Annotated in this window: 10 protein-coding genes; 6 read left to right on the top strand and 4 right to left on the bottom strand. The window is 73.5% G+C overall.

Annotated elements, in window-relative coordinates; all coding sequences use genetic code 11:
• The first annotated feature begins 5 nt into the window (after positions 1 to 5).
• On the top strand, positions 6 to 2,462 hold the full coding sequence (locus tag Val02_RS01495) for a hypothetical protein (RefSeq protein WP_203897001.1): 2,457 nt from the start codon (positions 6 to 8) through the stop codon (positions 2,460 to 2,462).
• 66 nt (positions 2,463 to 2,528) lie between these two features.
• Here Val02_RS01495 and Val02_RS01490 read toward each other — a convergent pair whose 3' ends face one another.
• Entirely contained in the window at positions 2,529 to 3,173 is a 645-nt protein-coding gene (locus Val02_RS01490) for a DUF4360 domain-containing protein (protein ID WP_203897000.1), read from the bottom strand.
• Between the two features lie 381 nt (positions 3,174 to 3,554).
• Between Val02_RS01490 and Val02_RS01485 the strand changes: the two genes are divergently transcribed.
• Positions 3,555 to 4,220, top strand: coding sequence for a DUF4360 domain-containing protein (locus Val02_RS01485; protein WP_239151385.1), 666 nt, complete (start codon positions 3,555 to 3,557; stop codon positions 4,218 to 4,220).
• Positions 4,221 to 4,271: 51 nt separating this feature from the next.
• Here the strand turns inward: Val02_RS01485 and Val02_RS01480 are convergent, their stop codons facing one another.
• Positions 4,272 to 4,910 (bottom strand): response regulator, encoded by a 639-nt coding sequence (locus Val02_RS01480; RefSeq protein WP_239151375.1) that lies wholly within the window; start codon positions 4,908 to 4,910, stop codon positions 4,272 to 4,274.
• Complete coding sequence (locus Val02_RS01475) at positions 4,907 to 5,950, bottom strand: sensor histidine kinase (RefSeq protein ID WP_203896999.1); 1,044 nt, start codon at positions 5,948 to 5,950, stop codon at positions 4,907 to 4,909. Before Val02_RS01475 ends, Val02_RS01480 begins: the two co-directional genes overlap by 4 nt.
• Before the next feature lie 512 nt (positions 5,951 to 6,462).
• On the opposite strand from Val02_RS01475, the gene Val02_RS01470 reads away from it, so the two are divergent.
• From Val02_RS01470 to Val02_RS01460, 3 genes are all read left to right on the top strand, one after another.
• Positions 6,463 to 7,341, top strand: coding sequence for a hypothetical protein (locus Val02_RS01470; protein WP_203896998.1), 879 nt, complete (start codon positions 6,463 to 6,465; stop codon positions 7,339 to 7,341).
• 76 nt (positions 7,342 to 7,417) lie between these two features.
• Positions 7,418 to 9,580, top strand: a complete 2,163-nt coding sequence (locus Val02_RS01465; protein ID WP_203896997.1) for a DUF8225 domain-containing protein — start codon at positions 7,418 to 7,420, stop codon at positions 9,578 to 9,580.
• Positions 9,577 to 10,968: a Dyp-type peroxidase gene (locus Val02_RS01460; RefSeq protein WP_203896996.1), complete on the top strand. Its 1,392-nt coding sequence runs from the start codon at positions 9,577 to 9,579 to the stop codon at positions 10,966 to 10,968. The genes Val02_RS01465 and Val02_RS01460 overlap by 4 nt, the downstream gene beginning before the upstream one ends.
• Before the next feature lie 9 nt (positions 10,969 to 10,977).
• On the opposite strand, the gene Val02_RS01455 is transcribed toward Val02_RS01460, so the two are convergent.
• The gene (locus Val02_RS01455) at positions 10,978 to 13,929 is read right to left on the bottom strand and encodes a helix-turn-helix transcriptional regulator (protein ID WP_203896995.1); all 2,952 of its coding nucleotides are present in this window, start codon (positions 13,927 to 13,929) and stop codon (positions 10,978 to 10,980) included.
• A 271-nt stretch (positions 13,930 to 14,200) separates the two neighbouring features.
• On the opposite strand from Val02_RS01455, the gene Val02_RS01450 reads away from it, so the two are divergent.
• Positions 14,201 to 15,754 carry a helix-turn-helix domain-containing protein gene (locus Val02_RS01450; protein ID WP_203896994.1) on the top strand — a complete coding sequence of 518 codons (1,554 nt, stop codon included), beginning with the start codon at positions 14,201 to 14,203 and terminating at the stop codon, positions 15,752 to 15,754.

Raw genomic sequence — 15,754 nt, 5'->3', positions numbered from 1 at the left:
ACCCAGTGGAGAACATCGGAATGATCAATCGTGGCCGGGTCACGGCGCTGTTCGGGGCCGGGCTCCTCCTGCTCTCACTCGTGGGCGTACCCGCACGCGCCGGGGCCGCGCCGGTTTCCTCGACGGCACCAGCCTCCCTGGAGGCACCCGCCCGGACGGCGCCCCTCGCTCCCGAGGCCGCTCCGGCCGTCCGTCCGGCGGGCGAGGCGCTCGACACGTGCGGCGGGCCGGTGGCGTTCGGCCGGGTGCTGTTGTGCCCGACCATCTCCGGTACCGAGCAGCACCTCTACACGATCACCACCACCCGGGACGACGACACGCTGGACTTCGCGTTCATCGGGGAGTTCGGGCTGCGGGCCGAGCTTCGCGGCGCCAACGGCACCTGCGACCCCCTGGACACCGACACCTGCCGGACCGGCGCGGCGGGCGTGTACACGTTGACGGTGTCGCTCCACCCCGCGAGCGAGCCCGGGCCGTACTCGCTGAGTGTCGAGTCGCGGCGCGCCCCGTCGGCGTGCACCCCGCTGCCGGCCGAGGCGTTCGCGTTCCCCGGACCGGGCTCTCCCGCCACGATGCCGGTCGGTACCGCGGCCGTCTGCTACACGTTCGACCAGCCGGCCGGCGCGGTACTGCACGTCACCGACCCGGCCGGCGGTCAGGTGCGTGGGGAGATCGTCGACGGCACCGACACGAGGCTCTGTCACGTGCCGTCGGCCGTGGTGTCCTCCGCACCGTGCGTGCTCAGCAGGCCGGGCCCGTACCGGATCCTTCTCCGTCCGTACAATCCGGGGGAACATGCGTACGCGCTGTGGCTGCCGCGCATCTCGCAGCCGAGCGGGTGTGCGGTGCTGCCGGTGGCGCCGTTCGGCGATCCCGGCGACGCGACGGCAGCGGGAAGCGTGCGGCTGGATCACCTCGGGTGCCACCGGCTCACCGGTCTCGAGGCCGGCCGGGTCGGCGTCCGCATCTCCCACAACTCCCGGGCCAGGTATGCCCTGTACGACGACGCGGGTCTCCAGGTCTGCGCCGGCCTCCCGGCCTCGGCGGCGGAGTCCTTCGTCTGCACCGTGCCGCGCACCGGCGATTACTCCCTCGTCGTGGCGCGGTGGACCACCGGCGGCGGCGCGGAGCCCGTCGATCCGGTGATCGACTACCGGGTCGCCGTGGTGCCGCTGAACCGGAGCACCGGCTGCACGGCCACCGGCACCGCCTGGGACACGCCGACGCTGCGGATCCACCAGGCCTCCACCGTCCAGTCGACCTGCCACACGTTCAGCGCCGACGCCGGCGACGTGGTCGGCCGCTACACCGAGGCGATCGGGTCCGGCTTCGTGATGAGCTGGTTCCTGAACGCCGACGGCACGCCGTTCTGCGTCTCCTCCGGTCCGGAGACCGCGACCAGGTGTGTCGTGCCGGCGTCGGGCACCTTCCGGTTCGTGTCGTACGTGAGCAACTCCCCGAGCGCGCCGACGACAGCGGACTACGCCGCGCAGCTGCGCCGCTTCAACAGTCCGGTCGGCTGCCCGGTGGTTTCGCCCGGCGCGTTCAACGCCGGACCGGCCGGTCCGCTCGGCACGACCCGCTGCCGCCTTCTCGACATCCCGACGGCGGGCAGGTACCGCATCGACGCGGTCGGGCCGGACAACACCGTGTGGTGGGCGGGCGTGTACCGGCTCGACGGCGCGTCCCTGTCCGACTGCGGCGTCGTCTGCACGATCCCCGCTCCGGGCCGGTACCTGCTCTTCGTCGACGTCGACGGGACGGGCCGCTCCGTGGTGGACGAGAACGACGCCTTCGCCACGATCCTGGTGCGGGACGGGCCGGCCGGGTGCGCGGCGGTCTCCGACAGCGGGCTTCGCGACGCGACGCGTACCGTCGGCTTCGCCACCGGCAGGCTGGAGTGCCTGCTGCTGCCGAGCCCGGCCGGTGCCACGATCATCCAGCAGGTGCCGCTCGACCCGGCGATCTTCCCCACCACGACGGTCTTCGACGCCCAGGGCACCTATCTGTGCGGCAACTGGGAACTGCGCCTGGTCGGTTGCGTACTGCGCGGCACCGGGCCGTTCTACGCGGTGATCGTGCCGCCGGCGGGTGTCGCGAGCGGTTCGTTCGTCACCGGGTTCGCGCGCACCGACGGGCCGTCGTCCTGCCCGACGCTCACCCGCACGGCCGGGCGTGGGCTGTTCGCCACCGGAGCGGACCGGTTCGTGGGCTGCTACGTCGTTCCCTCGGATCAACACAGCGGCGCCCAGACGATCACCGTGCGGCGGGTCCGGGGCGCGAGCACGATGACGGTCTCGGTCTACGGCGCGGACGGTTCCCGCTACTGCGGCTACGGAAATATCGGCAAGGAGGCCACCCTCACCTGCTCCGTGCCGGCCGGCGGTCGCGCACTCGTCCTCGTCGAGGCCGAGGCCGTCACGGGCTCGTTCGAGGTGACCTATCGGGATCCACGCAATTGAATAGGCATGCCGACGGAGGGCCGCGGGGATTTCCTTGCGGCCCTCCGCCATTTTCGGTTCAGCGTCTTACGGGCATTGCCTCCACGCGAAGTGGTAGATGGTGGCGATGCTGCCGTCGGTCGAGTCCATCGTCAGGTAGCTGACGTCGGTGGACGTTCCCTTGGCGACCCGCAATTCGGTGTTGATGTTGAGGTTGCGGAGTTCCCCGCAGGGCCGGAAGACCTGTGCGGCGATCGGGACGTCGTCGGAGACGATCCAGTTGTCATCCAGCGGTGCGCCGATGTTGTGGTTCACATAGGTCCCCTGGGTCATGCCCTGGAAGTAGTAGTTGGCCCGCTGCGACGCGGTGGCGCCCCGCTGCAGGAATCCGTAGCCGCGGTAGTCCACCTTCGCGATCGCGAACGTGAAGCCGTGCGGCACGTGGACCAACACGTTCAGTTGACAGTTCTTGCGGCCGTCCGTGACAGAGATTCCCGGGCCGGCTTGGGCCAGGTAGTTGCTGTAGATGACGGTGAACGCGGTGTTGTCCGGCGAGACGGCGACATCGGCCGTCCCCGGTGCACAACCCGATCCGGCCATGGCGACCAGGTCGATGACGATCTCGTCATCCGGCGGGTTGTCCAGGGGTGAGCCTGCGTTGGCGGGCGCGGCGACGATGAGCGACGCCAAGAATGCGACGACGACGCTCCCGCGCGCCAAGAATTTCCGCATGGGACTCCCTTCGAGGATGTGGGGGGTGCGCGCGCCGGGCAAGGCTATTCACGGATATTGATGAGTGTCAACGATCGAATTTATCGAATGAAACGATTTCCGTCCGCGTTTGGAACTGTTCCAGACGGGCTCCGTGAAAACTATTTTTCAGCGCCGCGAGCACCCTCGCCACACCCTTGGATGTCGATCATATTCGATGCTTGTGCGGCCCCGGGGGCGTCTGTACCATTCGCTGCTAAGTCAGTCATGGGGGTCAATACCAGCACCATGGTCAATTACGAATGACCTTGGACGGGGCCTCCCCCAGGGGTAATTCGGCGACCGACGTATGCGCGTGATACGTGGTCGTCTTTTCATGTCCGCACGACCGGAGGGAATTCCATGACCGTCAGACAGGCCGGCGAAAGGCGCGCCATCGCCGCCGCGCTGGGCACATTCCTCGCGCTGTCGCTTTCCGTACCCGCCGCCGCTGCGGGAGCGACCGCGGAGGCCCCCACGACTACCGCCGTTCCCAGCGGAAACATCACGGTCCAGGTCGTCGCCAACAACGGCTCCGGCTGCGCGCCGGGCACCGCCAGCGTTTACGCCGACGCGAACAAGACCGGTTTCCGGATCAGGTACACCGACTTCCTCGCCGAGGCCGGTGGCTCCGCCGCGGTCACCGACCGCCGCAAGAACTGCCAGATGAGCGTGCTGGTGACCGTGCCCGCCGGTTGGACGTTCGCGATCGCGAGCGTGAACTACCGCGGCCGGGCCCGTCTCAACTCCGGCTCCTCCGGCCTGCACCGCACGACCTACTACTGGCAGGGCTCGTCCCGGTCGGACAGTACGGAGCAGGAGTTCACCGGCCCGTTCAACGGGTTCTGGTCGTCGCACGACGTCGCACCGGTGCTCGTCTACTCCGAATGCGGTTCCGAGCGCATCCTCAACGTCAACACCGAACTGCGTGTCGACGCCGGTACGTCGACGAGCCGCAGCAGCCTCTCGCTGCGCGCCGCCGAGGGTGACGTCGACACACTGTTCAACATCGATTGGGAACAGTGCTGAGGTGGCCGCTGCCGCGACGGCCCCGGAGGGATCGCTCCTTCGGGGCCGTCGTCATTTCGGAACCCGCCCCGCCGCCCACGCCCACGCCGCGATCCCGACCCGGTTACGCACGCCGAGCTTGGCCTGGATGTGGGCCACGTGGGTCTTGACGGTGCCGGCGGAAAGGCCCAGTTCCCGGGCTATCCCGGCGTTGGTGCCGCCCTGGGCGACCGCCACGGCGATCTCGAGCTCGCGCGCCGTCAAGGGGGCGTTCCCGACCGGAACGGCCGACAGCGACGGCATGCGCCGCAGCAGCCGCACCGTCACCTGCGGACTGATCAGTGTGTCCCCCGCCATGGCGGCCCGCACCGCCTCGATCAGCAGCGTCGGTCCCGAACGTTTCAGCAGGAACCCGCAGGCCCCGTCGCGCAGTGCGCCCGTCACGTACTCGTCGTGGTCGAACGTCGTCACCACGATCACGCGCGGCCCGGTGCCGGCGAGCCGGCGGGTCAGTTCGAGCCCGTCGACACCGGGCATGCGCACGTCGGCCAGAACGACGTCCGGCCGCAGCCGCCGCACCACCTCCAGCGCGGCCGCGCCGTCGGCCGCCTCCCCGACGACGCTCATGTCGGGTTGGCTGTCGAGCACCAGCCGGAACCCGGCGCGGACGTTCTCCTGGTCGTCGACGATGACGATGCGGGTGGTGCTCACGACGCCGGGCCCCACGGCAGGACGGCCGCGACCCGCCAACCCCCGCGATGCGGCCCGGCCGCGAACGTCCCACCGAGCAGCCCGACCCGCTCGCGCAGCGCCGCCAGCCCGGAACCCCCGCCGCCGGCCCGGGCCAGCAGCGGCCGGCGCGCACCCGGCCGTTCGTTGACGACCGTGACGTTCAGCGCCGGGCCGGCCGAACGCCGCACCGTCACGCGCACGGACGGGGCCGACAGCGCGTGGCGGCGCACGTTCGTCAGCGACTCGCTCACCACCCGATAGGCGGTGGCGCCGACATCGCGCGGCACGTCGGAAACCTCGGGCAGGTCGAGGTGTGCGGTGCCCTCGAAGCGTTCGACCAGGGCCGGCAGGTCGGCGAGGCCGAGCGGGGCGTCGTCGGCGCGCAGCGCGTGCACGGTCCGGTCGAGCACCGCGAGGGCCTGCAGCCCGGCGGCCTCGATGCGTTCCAGTGCGCGCGCCAGCTCGGCCGGATCGCCGCTGAAGCGCGCCGACTGCGCCTGCACGACGATGCCGCTCACGTCGTGGGCCACGAAGTCGTGGATGTCGCGGGCCAGCGCCACCTGCTCGGCGCGGCGGGCGGCCGCCACGGCACCGATCCGGCGTTCCTCCGAGCGGCGCGGATAGCCACCGACGACGACGGCGACGGCCGGTCCCGCGCCCCACACGGCGCACGCGCCGACGGTCTCGATGACCGAGACGTCGGGCAGGAAGCGCAGCACGGACAGGGCGGCGGCGAGCCAGCAGGCCGCGGCGACGAGCACGGCCGCGCGGCGCGGGGACCAGCGGGCGACGACGGCGGTCAGCAGGGTGAGCGCGCCGCACTCGACGATGGCGAGCGTGCCGGCGAGTTCGGCGTAGTGCGGGCGCAGCCGCAGGGACGCGGCGGTCGCCAGGAGGGAGACCGCGGCGGCGAGGCCGGCCGGCCAGTACGCGCGGCGCCGCCCGAGGAACGGCAGCGCGAGCAGGGCGGCGAAGGCCACGGCCAGCGGTCCGAGCGCGAGCGGGCCGAGGCCGGTCATCGCGGGATCCGCCGGGCGCGGGACGGCGTGCGGGCCGTCCCGGCGCGGTGCCGCGGAGCGTGCCCGGGCCGGCCCCCGTGCCTGCTCTGTCCACTGTGGACACGAGCGCGGCGCGGAAACCGGTGCACCGCCGCTTCGGCCCGGCCGTCGATGCGTTGCGTCCCCGTCGTCACCGCTCCAGCCTAGGGCCTGTCTCGTGGATCACGTCGAGCCGAGGCGAGGCTCAGACGCCGCCTGGCCGGCGTGATCCGCGAGACAGGACCTTAGGCGGCCCGCCGGCCGCACCGGTCTCCGCCGAACGGCAGGTGCCGGGGCGTCGCGGGGGTGCCGCGCACCCCGTTCGGCAGATGGTGGCGGGCGGTCCCGGACGGAAGCGTGGGCGGCATGAGACGAATCGGGGTGGGCGCCGCGCTGTGGGCGTTCGGGTACGGGGTGCTGGCGCTCTACTGGGCCGGTGGCGGGGACGGGTTTCCGTACGGTGCGGGCGATCCGGATCCCGCCATCGCGATGGGATGTCGATCCTCGGTGGGCTGCGGGCGGAGGCGGCGCCGGCCGTCGCGGCGGTGGCGTTCGCGATGGCGGCCGTGGGCGCGCTGCTGGCCGTGCTCCCGGCCGCGGCGGATGCCGCCGGGCGGGCCGTCGAGGGGGTGGCGTGGGTGATCGCGGCGTTCCTGGGTGTGGTGCTGCCGGACTACCGGCCGTTGGTGGCGATCGGGCACATCCCGGTGCTGCTCGCGGGGAAGCCGTTCGGGTGGCCGGCGGGCGCCACGATCGCGTCGCAGGTGCCGTGGCCGGTCGTCAACCAGCTGCTGTGCATGGCGGGCGGGGTGCTGTTCGCCGTCGCGGCGGCGCGCCACCGGCGGTTGCGCACGGGGCGCGGGGTCGTCCCGGGCAGGCGGCTCGGGGTCGCGGCCACGTGGGTCGCGGTGGGCGTTCCGGTGGTGTACGCGGCTACCCGGTGGGCGTGGGCGCTCGGGATCCCGCTCGGGTTCAGCGGTGCGCAGCTTCGGGCGTTCGACCGGGAGATGCCGGGGATCTGGTGGGCCGGTGCGGCGCTGGGCTCGATGGCGCTGATCGGTTCGGTGCTCACGGTCGGGCTGATCCGGCCGTGGGGCGAGACGTTCCCCCGCTGGCTGCCGGTGCTGCGCGGACGGCGCGTGCCGGTCCCGCTCGCGGTGGTCCCGGCCATGGTCGTGGCCCTTGCGGTGACGTCCGCGGGGCTGATGTTCATCCGGGTGCTCGCCGCCGAGCCCACCGCGACCAACTGGGCCGCGATGGGTCCGGCCGTGCTGTGGCCGCTGTGGGGCGCGGCGCTCGCGACCGCCGCACTCGCCTACCGTTCCCGCCGGCTGCTTCGGGGGAACGTGGGCAGAAAGCCGACGCCTCTCTAAGGAAATTTCCCCATGCGTCGGGGCCCCGCGGGCTGTGCGATGTCTGCGCGAGGTGTTTACCGCGAGGGGGGTCCTCATGCAGATCGCTGTCGCCAACCACTCCACCGAGGAGAACGGCTTCGTCCGGGCCGTGCTGCGCGCCGTCAACCGCCAGATCGAGGAGGACTTCCGGCCCCACTGGTCGTTGAGCGGGCGGCTGCGGCTCGGCGGGAGTTCCGGCGACGGCGTGCTGTACCTGCTCGACGACGTCGAGGGGCCCCGGGTCGACGAGGTGCTCGGCCTGCACGCCGCGCAGCCGCCGGGGGTGCCGTGCGCCTTCGTGTTCACCCGCGTCGCGGCCGAACTCGGGGAGCCGTGGAGCGTCACCGCCTCGCGCGAGGCCCTGCGAATGCTGAGCAACCGCGCCGTCGAGCGGTTCGTGTCCGGACCCGACCCGCGCAACGCGGACGACCCCCAGGCGTTCGTGCTGTACCGGTTCGAGGTCTGCGACGCGGTCCAGGCGGAGTCGTACGAGATCGACGGCATCCCGGTGTCGAACTTCCTCACGCCGGCGTACTTCACGAAAACGGGCGGCGGCAACGACTTCCTGGGGCGCGCGCCGGCGGCGTTCGGGCTGCGCCCGGGCGGCTACGCGACCTACCTCGATCCCACGAACGGCACCTGGGAGACGGCGTTCGCCGACAGCCTCGCGAAGGACCGGTACGAACTGCGGCGGCGCACCCGACCGGAGCGGCGCGGCGATGCGGCCCCCGCGGTCCTGCTCGACCTGCCGGCCGGGACGACCGACTTTCCGCTGCAGCGGCCGGCCTGGACGGCCTACCTGCGCAGCCAGTTCCAGGCCGAACTGCTGTACGTGCGCGCGCAGTACCGCCCGTTCGACTCCTACGACCCGCGACTCCCGGTGCACTTCACCGATCCGTCCGACGGTGTGCCCGCGCACGCGCGTGCGCACAGCACCACGTGGAGCGGCTTCCCGCTGGTCCTGCGCAGCGCCGCCCGGGACCGGACGGGCGGTGGGCCCGGCGCCGACGGCATCGCCTACGAGTCGGCCCGCCGCCTCGGTGTGCAGCGCTTCGAGACGGCCGACGGTTCGCCCGTTCCCCTGAAATACCGGGAACAGGACGAGTACCTGGAGTGGCGCGCGGAGACCGACGCCGACGGACGCCTGATCCGGATCACCTTCGTGTGCGAACCGCCGGACGCGTGGAGCTGTTACGCCGACGGGTATCCGGCCCCGTACTTCGCGCTGCCGGCGGCCCGCGGCCCGCGCGAGGCCCACCCCGGCGCGCTGGACCGCGTCGTCGCGCTGTACAAGGAACTCGTCGACGAGCGCGTCACCGCGGCGGATCTGGTCTTCGCGCACGACGTCCACCTCGGCGGCGAACTGCGTTTCCGGGCCGGCGACTACAACCCGTGGAACAGGTGGAACATCACCGACGGCATCATGCACCTGTCCCACCCGGCGAACACGGTCGGCCAGGCGGCGCAGGTCGTCGGCGACGGCAGCGTGATCCGGGCGGACGCCGACGGCAAGCCGTTGCAGGGTGCGCGGAGCCTGCTGGCGGCCGGGGCGTTCGGGACCGTCAACCGCAGCAGCGATCCCGCGATCGGCGCCGCCGCCAACGAACTCGCGCGCGCCGGCTACCACGTCACGATGGCGGATCCGGTCGGCGTCTACATCTCGCACGTGGAGGACGGCGGCTGGACGAAACCCGACGGCAGCCCGGTCCCGCCGGAGTACTGGCGGGTGCTGCGGGTCGGCGCGGGCGTTCCCGGGATGCCCGGTTCGGCGCGCACCCTCCGCGCGGTGTACGAGGTGCCGGCCGGCGAGACGTGCCGGGTGCGGGCCGACGACGGCAGCGAACGCCCGATGACGCTCTCCGACATCCGGATCGGCGGCCGGCCGCTCGCCGACGCCGGCCAGGTCGCCGACGCGGTGCGCATGACGTTGACCCTCGTCGCGTGGCCGATGGCCGAGGAACCGCCGCGGGCCGTGGGTGCGCAGCCGGGCAGCCGCTACTTCACCGACGACCGGCGCGAGATCCTGCGGGCCGACTTCGTGAACTACCCCGAGGTGGCGCCGGCGGCGAACGACGGCGAGCACGACGCGTTCCCGGAGGTGTCGCGCTCCAAGGACCGGCGCGCGAAGCGGCTGCTCGAACTCGGCGCGCGGGCGGGCATCACCGGCCCGCGGGACTGGCGCACCATGTGGCCCGACGGAACGGAGCCGAACTCATGAATGACACTCCCCTGCGGCTCGACCGTGTGCAGGGCAACGTGGTGCCCGGGTTCGTCGCCGACGCGCAGGCCCTGCTGGCGCTGCGGATCGTCGACCCGGCCGCGGCGCGCAGCTGGCTCGCGGCGCTCGTGCCGGACGTCACCACCGGTGCGCAGGTCTACGCCTGCCGGGCGGAGAAGTCGTTCGCGGGGCCGTGGCTGAACGTCGCCCTGTCGCACGCCGGCCTCACCGCGCTCCTCGGCACCGAGCCGGGGCTGACCGACGAGGCGTTCACCGAAGGGCTCGCGGCGCGCTCGGCGCTGCTGGGCGACGACGGCCACCCGGAGGACTGGGTGGTCGGCTCCCCGTCGCGGCCGGTGCACGTTCTCGTCATCGTCGCCGGCTCGCCGCAGGCCGTGTCCCGCAAGGCCCGGCAGGTGCTGCTGCGCGCCGCCGAGAGCGGTCTGGTGCAGGTCTGGTCGGAGACCGGCACCCGGCTGGGCGAACGCGGTGCGGCCCGCGAGCACTTCGGGTTCCGCGACGGCGTCTCGGAGCCGGCGGTGCGCGGCCTGCCCGGCGGGAGCGAGCCGTTCAGGGTCGCCCCGGACGGGCCGCAGTACGCGTCGCCGGGCGCGCCGCTGATCCACGCCGGGGCGTTCGTCTTCGGCTACCCGCGGCAGCATCCCAGCCATCCGGTGCGGCCGTGGACGCCGGCGTCGGCCGGTCCACAGTGGACGGACGACGGGTCGTACCTCGTCTTCCGCCGGCTTCGCCAGGACGTGGACCGCTTCGAGGAGTTCCTGGCGCGGGAGGGCGAACGGGTCGCCGAGGCGATGGGCTGGGCGCCGCGCGCCGCGGCCGAGTCGCTCGGCGCCTTCCTGGTCGGGCGCTGGAAGAGCGGCGCCCCGGTCATCCGGGGAACGGCGAACGGCCGGCCCGACAACGATTTCGACTTCACCGACCCGCCGGACCCGTTGGGACTGGCCTGTCCCGGCGGCGCGCACATCAGAAAGGTCAACCCGCGCACCGGCCACACAGACCAGGGCGGCCCGGAGGACACGCTGACCCGCCGGATCCTGCGGCGCGGCATGCCGTACGGGCCGCCGCACCGTGCCGGTGACGGCAAGGACCGCGGGCTGCACTTCCTCTGCTTCCAGACCTCGATCGTCGAACAGTTCGAGTTCCTCACCCGGATCTGGAGCAACTCGCCGTCGGCTCCCCGGGGCGGCGGCATGGATCTGCTGATCGGCCAGTGCCGGGGCGGGATGCGGGCCGCGTACCTGCACGGGCCGGACGGCCGGCAGGTGACCGTCTCGACGGCCGAGGCGTTCGTGGTGCCGACCGGCGGCGAGTACCTGTTCGCGCCCTCCACCGAGGGGCTGCGCGGCCTCGCCGAGGGAAAGCTCTGACCCGCCGGCTCAACTCGCCAGGAGGCCGAGCCGGTGCGCCATCGCGGCGGCCCGGCCCCGGCTGTCGACCTGGAGCTTGGCCATGATGTTCGAGACGTGCACGCTCGCCGTCTTCTCCGTCACGTACAGCGTGCGGGCGATCTGCCGGTTGGTGCAGCCCTCCACGAGCAGGCCGAGCACCTCCCGTTCGCGGCGGGTCAGGTGGAACGGGTTGCCGGCCGGCGGATCCGCCCGGTCTACGGGTGGCGCCGCGAGGTCGACGCGGGCGCGCCGGGCGAGGGTCGTGACGGTGCGGGCGAGCAGGATCGGCTCCTCGCCGAGGGCCTGCAGATGCCGGTGTGCCGCCGACAGCGCGCCGCTCGCACTGGGCGCGTGGCGTGCGGCGAGCGTCGCCTCGGCCTCCCGCGTGCGCGCGTAACAGGCGGCGTAGGCGACGCCCAGCTCCTCCCAGCGGGCCGCCGCCGCGGACCACTTCGCCGGCTCCGAACGCTGCCGCAGCCGGCCGTGCTCCGCCTCGCCCGTCAGCCGGTTGGCATCCGCCTCCGCGAACGCCGCCCCGGGACGCGCGGCCGCCGCGTGCATCCGCGCGAGAAAGGCGTCCCCGGTCGCCAGCACCGCGTCGTGCGCGGAACGCCCACCGCGCATCTGGGCGCGTTCGGCGGTGTCGGCGGCCACCCGCAGGCCCAGTGCGCACAGCCGGACCACGAGGTGCTCCTCCTCGGTCTCCTCCAGGAGGTCGAGCCCGCGTTCGACCGCCTCCCGCGCCGCGTCCAGCTCCTCGGACCAGATCGACAGCTCCGCCACCGCAGCGAACAGGCCGGCCAGCGCCATCGGATCGGTGGTGCCCACGCCGCACGCCTCCGCGCGCCGACGGCTGTCCCGGGCCTCGTCGAGCCGGCCCCGCGCGGTGGCCAGTTCGATCCGGGTCACGTGGGCGAAGAACGCCAGACCGGGCGGCGCCGAACGGGCCAGCACCTCCTGCGTCAGCTCCTCCGCGCGGCGCCAGTCGCCGAGGCGGAACAGCACGCCGGCCGTGATGCTGAGCAGCACGCCGCCGGCTGCCAGTTCGACCCCGAGGTGGCGCATCATCGCGATGCCGTCGTCGGCGACGCTCAGCGCCTCGCGGTAGCGCCCGGTCAGCAGCAGGACGGTCACCAGGTTGGTGAGCGCCCGACAACTGCCCTCGACGTCCTCCTGCGCGGCGGCGGCCGTGCGCGCGTGCTGCAGCCGGTCGATGCCGGCGTCGTGTTCGCCCAACATCACCATCGAGAACCCGAGCGTGTCCAGCAGATGCGTCTCGGCGGCCGGTGCGGCGGAGCCGCGGGCGATCTCCAGCGCCTCGACGCAGCGCAGCCGCGCCTCCCGGTAGCGGGAGCTGAGCATCAGCATGCGCGCCTGATCGGCCAGCACCCAGGCCCGAACGGGGGTCGCCGGCGTGCCGTCGAGCAGCTTCTCGGCCGTCCCGTACTCCTCGATCGAACGCCGCCCCTCGCCGGCCTCCCACAGGTACAGGCCGAGCCGGTCGTGCAGCATGGCCGCGCGGGCCGGTTCGGCGTCCTCGTCGACCATCCCGACGGCGTGCTCGATCAGCGCGACCGCCCGGCCGATGTCGCCGACCCAGCGCGCCGCCTCGGCCGAACGCCGCAGCAGCTCCAGCAGGCTCAGCCCGGGTGGGCGCGCGTCGGCGGGGATTCTCGTCCAGAGGTCCAGCGCCCGTTCGTAGAGCCGGTCCGCCTCGGTGAACGCGTACATGCCCGCCATGAGGCGCGCCGACGTGATGGTGGCGGTGAGCGCCATGCGGTACTCGTTGGCCTCGAACCAGTGGTGCGCGATCTCGGCCGCCACCGCCGCGGCGTCACCGGCGGCGGGCCGCTCGGCGTCGAGGGCGGCGGCGACCCGGCCGTGCAGCGCGAGCCGTTCCCCCGGAAGAAGGTCCTGGTAGACGGCCTCCTGGGCGAGGGCGTGCCGGAAGACGTACGAGTCCGCGGCCTCGATGGTGATGATCCGGTGGCGCTGCGCCTCGCGCAGGGCGGCGGTCAGCTCCCGGCTGTCGAGGTCGGAGACCCGCGCGAGCAGCGCGTGCCGCACCCGCCGGCCGCAGACCGACATCGCCGCCAGGGTCTCCTGCGCCGGCCGGGAGAGGAGCTCGACCCGGCTCATCAGGATGTCGCGCAGCTTCGGCGGCACCTCGCAGTCGTCGAGGCCGGCCGCGACCAGCTCCTCCGCGAAGTAGGCGTTGCCGCCGGACTGGGCGTGGATCCGGCCGACGAGCGCGTCGCTCGGCGCCTCCGGGAGCACACCGGCGAGCAGCGACGCGATCTCGGCCCGCCGGAACCGGCCCAGGTCGATGCGGTCGGTCCGGGCGCCGCGGGTCAGCTCGGCGAGGAAGGCGCGCTGCTGCGGATCGGCGCACTCGTCGTCGCGGTAGGTCGTCACGAGCAGGAACCGCTCGTCGCGCAGGTTTCTCGTCACGAACGTCAACAGGTCGCGGGTCGACTGGTTGGCCCAGTGCAGGTCCTCGATCACCAGCACCAGCGGCGCCGCCGCGCACGTCTCCTGCACGAAGCGCAGCAGCCACTCGAACAGCCGCAGCTGACCGATGCCGTCGGAGATCTCGGAGTGCGCCTGCCCCGGCGCCCGGTCGGCCCGCGGCAGCCAGCCCAGCTCGGCGCCGGCCCGCTCGGAGAACTCGCCGCTCAGCCCGCGCAGCGCCTCCACGACCGGGCCGTAGGGCAGGCCGCCGCCGCTGACCGCCACGCAGCCGCCGACGAGCACCCGGGCGCCGGAGTCGGCCGCGCCGCGCGCGAACTCCGTCAGCAGGCGCGTCTTGCCGATGCCGGCCTCGCCGCAGACCACCACGACCGCGGGGCTGCCGCCGGCGGCCTCGGCCAGGGCCCGGTCCAGTCGCGCCAGCTCCTCGACCCGACCGACGAACGCGCTGCGATACGCCCGAGAAGTCATCCGTCGCCCATCCGGTAGACCTGTCCGCCAGCCTGGTCCCGAACAGCCGGTCTGTCGATCGGCTTTTCGCATTGATCCGCTTGATTCGCGCAGCACCCATGAAATCAGGATGAATGCATGCCGTCTGTGTCCGACGACCATGTCTTGAGGCCGGATTGAGGTCCGGGGTAAGGGTGCCCGGCGCGGCATACCGGGAGTTCTCCCTACGTGGTGATCAGGCGCGGGGCGCACTGTCGTCTTTCAGTCGGAGTACGGCAGGAGGGACACCACCGTGCGAGACAACCGCGACCCCGCGCTCGCCGACGTGCTCGACCGGATGGCCGCGAACGAACGCGCCCGCGGGCGGCACGCCACCGCGGCGGCGGCTGTCGAACTGGCCGCCTCGCTGACCGACGATCCCGTGCTCCGGGACGAGCGGCTGCGGTACGCGGCGGCGGACGCGCGCCTCGCCGGGCAGCGGGACCGGGCGCGGTCGCTGTTGCCGGCGGGCCGGCATTCCGCAGACCTCGGGCCGGGGCTCGCCCTTCACCTCGCGCGGGCGGAGCTGTTCACGGGCGATCCCGCGACGGCCTGCGCGCTCGCCGGGCCGGTCACGCTGGCCGCGGTGGCCGCTCTTCTTTCCGGGGATCCCGACCGCGCCGCCGACCTGCTGGCCGCCGCGCGGGTGGAGACGATCGAGACCGACGTGGTGCGCGCGATCGTCCTCCTGCACGGCGAGCGGCCGTCCGACGGGGCCGCCCTGCTGCGCCGCCGCGTCGCCGACCTGGCCCGTGGCCACACCGCGCCCGAGTACGTGATCCTGGCCGCGCTGGGCCTGTCCCAGGTGGGCGCGCCGGGGGCCGCCGACGGCCTGCTCACCCCGGTCCTGGACGGCGCCCGCGCCGCCGGGATCATCGGCGTGCTGCCGCTGGCGCTGTTCGCGAGCGCGCGGGCCGCGCTCCGGGCCGGGCGGCTGCGTGCGGCCACCGCCCTCGCCGACGAGGGCGTCGCGCTGGCCGACCGGGTCACCGACGGGTTCTGGTCGCAGCGGCTGCACGGGCTGCTCGCCCAGGTGCACGCGGTGCGCGGCGACGAGGCCGCGTGCCGGCGCCACGCGGTGCGCGCGGCCGGCGACGCGGCCAACGACGCCATCGGGGTGCTGGAGGCCGGCGCCGGCCGGTACGACGAGGCCGTGGTCGCGTGGCGCTCGGCCCTGCCCGGCTTCACCCGCACGGCGGAGCTGCTGGAGGCGCGCATCCGGGCCGGCCGCCCGGACACCCGGATCCCGGCCGCCGTCACCGCGCGAACGCTCGACGGCGGCGCGTTGCCGGCCCAGGCCGCCCTCGCGCGGCGCCTGCTCGGACTCGTCGCGCCGGAGGGCGAGTTCGCCCGGCACTTCGAGGCGGCGCTGGTGCTGCACCGCGGGGTCGACTCGCCGTTCGACCTCGGCCGGACCCTCCTCGCGTACGGCGAGCGGCTGCGCCGGGCCGGTCGGCGGATCCGGGCGCGGACCACGCTCCTGGCCGCCCACGAGATCTTCACGACCGTCGGCGCGCGGGCGTGGGTGACCCGCGCGCACGAGGAACTGCTCGCCTGCGGCGGCCCCGGCGCCGCCGGATCCCCGGCCGACGATCCGTCCGGGGCGCTGACGCCGCAGGAGTTGCAGGCCGCGCGGGCGGCCGCCGCCGGTGCGACCAACCGCGAGGTGGCCGCCCGGCTGTTCCTGAGCGTCAAGACGGTCGAGTTCCACCTGAGCAACGTCTACCGCAAGCTCGGCGTGCGGACCCGGACGGAACTGGCGCACCGCTTCCCCGCGCTGGCCGAACGGGACGCCGCGGCGTCGTGA

Source organism: Virgisporangium aliadipatigenens, assembly GCF_016863615.1.
GTDB classification, from domain to species: Bacteria; Actinomycetota; Actinomycetes; order Mycobacteriales; family Micromonosporaceae; genus Virgisporangium; species Virgisporangium aliadipatigenens.
The sequence above is the reverse complement of the archived record's forward strand: the minus strand, read 5'-3'. Positions and strand labels throughout refer to the sequence as shown.

Bases quoted from the DNA above. Each gene is read 5' to 3' on its own strand.
- Val02_RS01485 (WP_239151385.1), top strand. From the start codon at position 3,555: ATGACCGTCAGACAGGCCGGCGAAAGGCGCGCCATCGCCGCCGCGCTG.
- Val02_RS01455 (WP_203896995.1), bottom strand. From the start codon at position 13,929: ATGACTTCTCGGGCGTATCGCAGCGCGTTCGTCGGTCGGGTCGAGGAG.
- Val02_RS01490 (WP_203897000.1), bottom strand. From the start codon at position 3,173: ATGCGGAAATTCTTGGCGCGCGGGAGCGTCGTCGTCGCATTCTTGGCG.
- Val02_RS01465 (WP_203896997.1), top strand. From the start codon at position 7,418: ATGCAGATCGCTGTCGCCAACCACTCCACCGAGGAGAACGGCTTCGTC.
- Val02_RS01460 (WP_203896996.1), top strand. From the start codon at position 9,577: ATGAATGACACTCCCCTGCGGCTCGACCGTGTGCAGGGCAACGTGGTG.
- Val02_RS01475 (WP_203896999.1), bottom strand. From the start codon at position 5,950: ATGACCGGCCTCGGCCCGCTCGCGCTCGGACCGCTGGCCGTGGCCTTC.
- Val02_RS01470 (WP_203896998.1), top strand. From the start codon at position 6,463: ATGTCGATCCTCGGTGGGCTGCGGGCGGAGGCGGCGCCGGCCGTCGCG.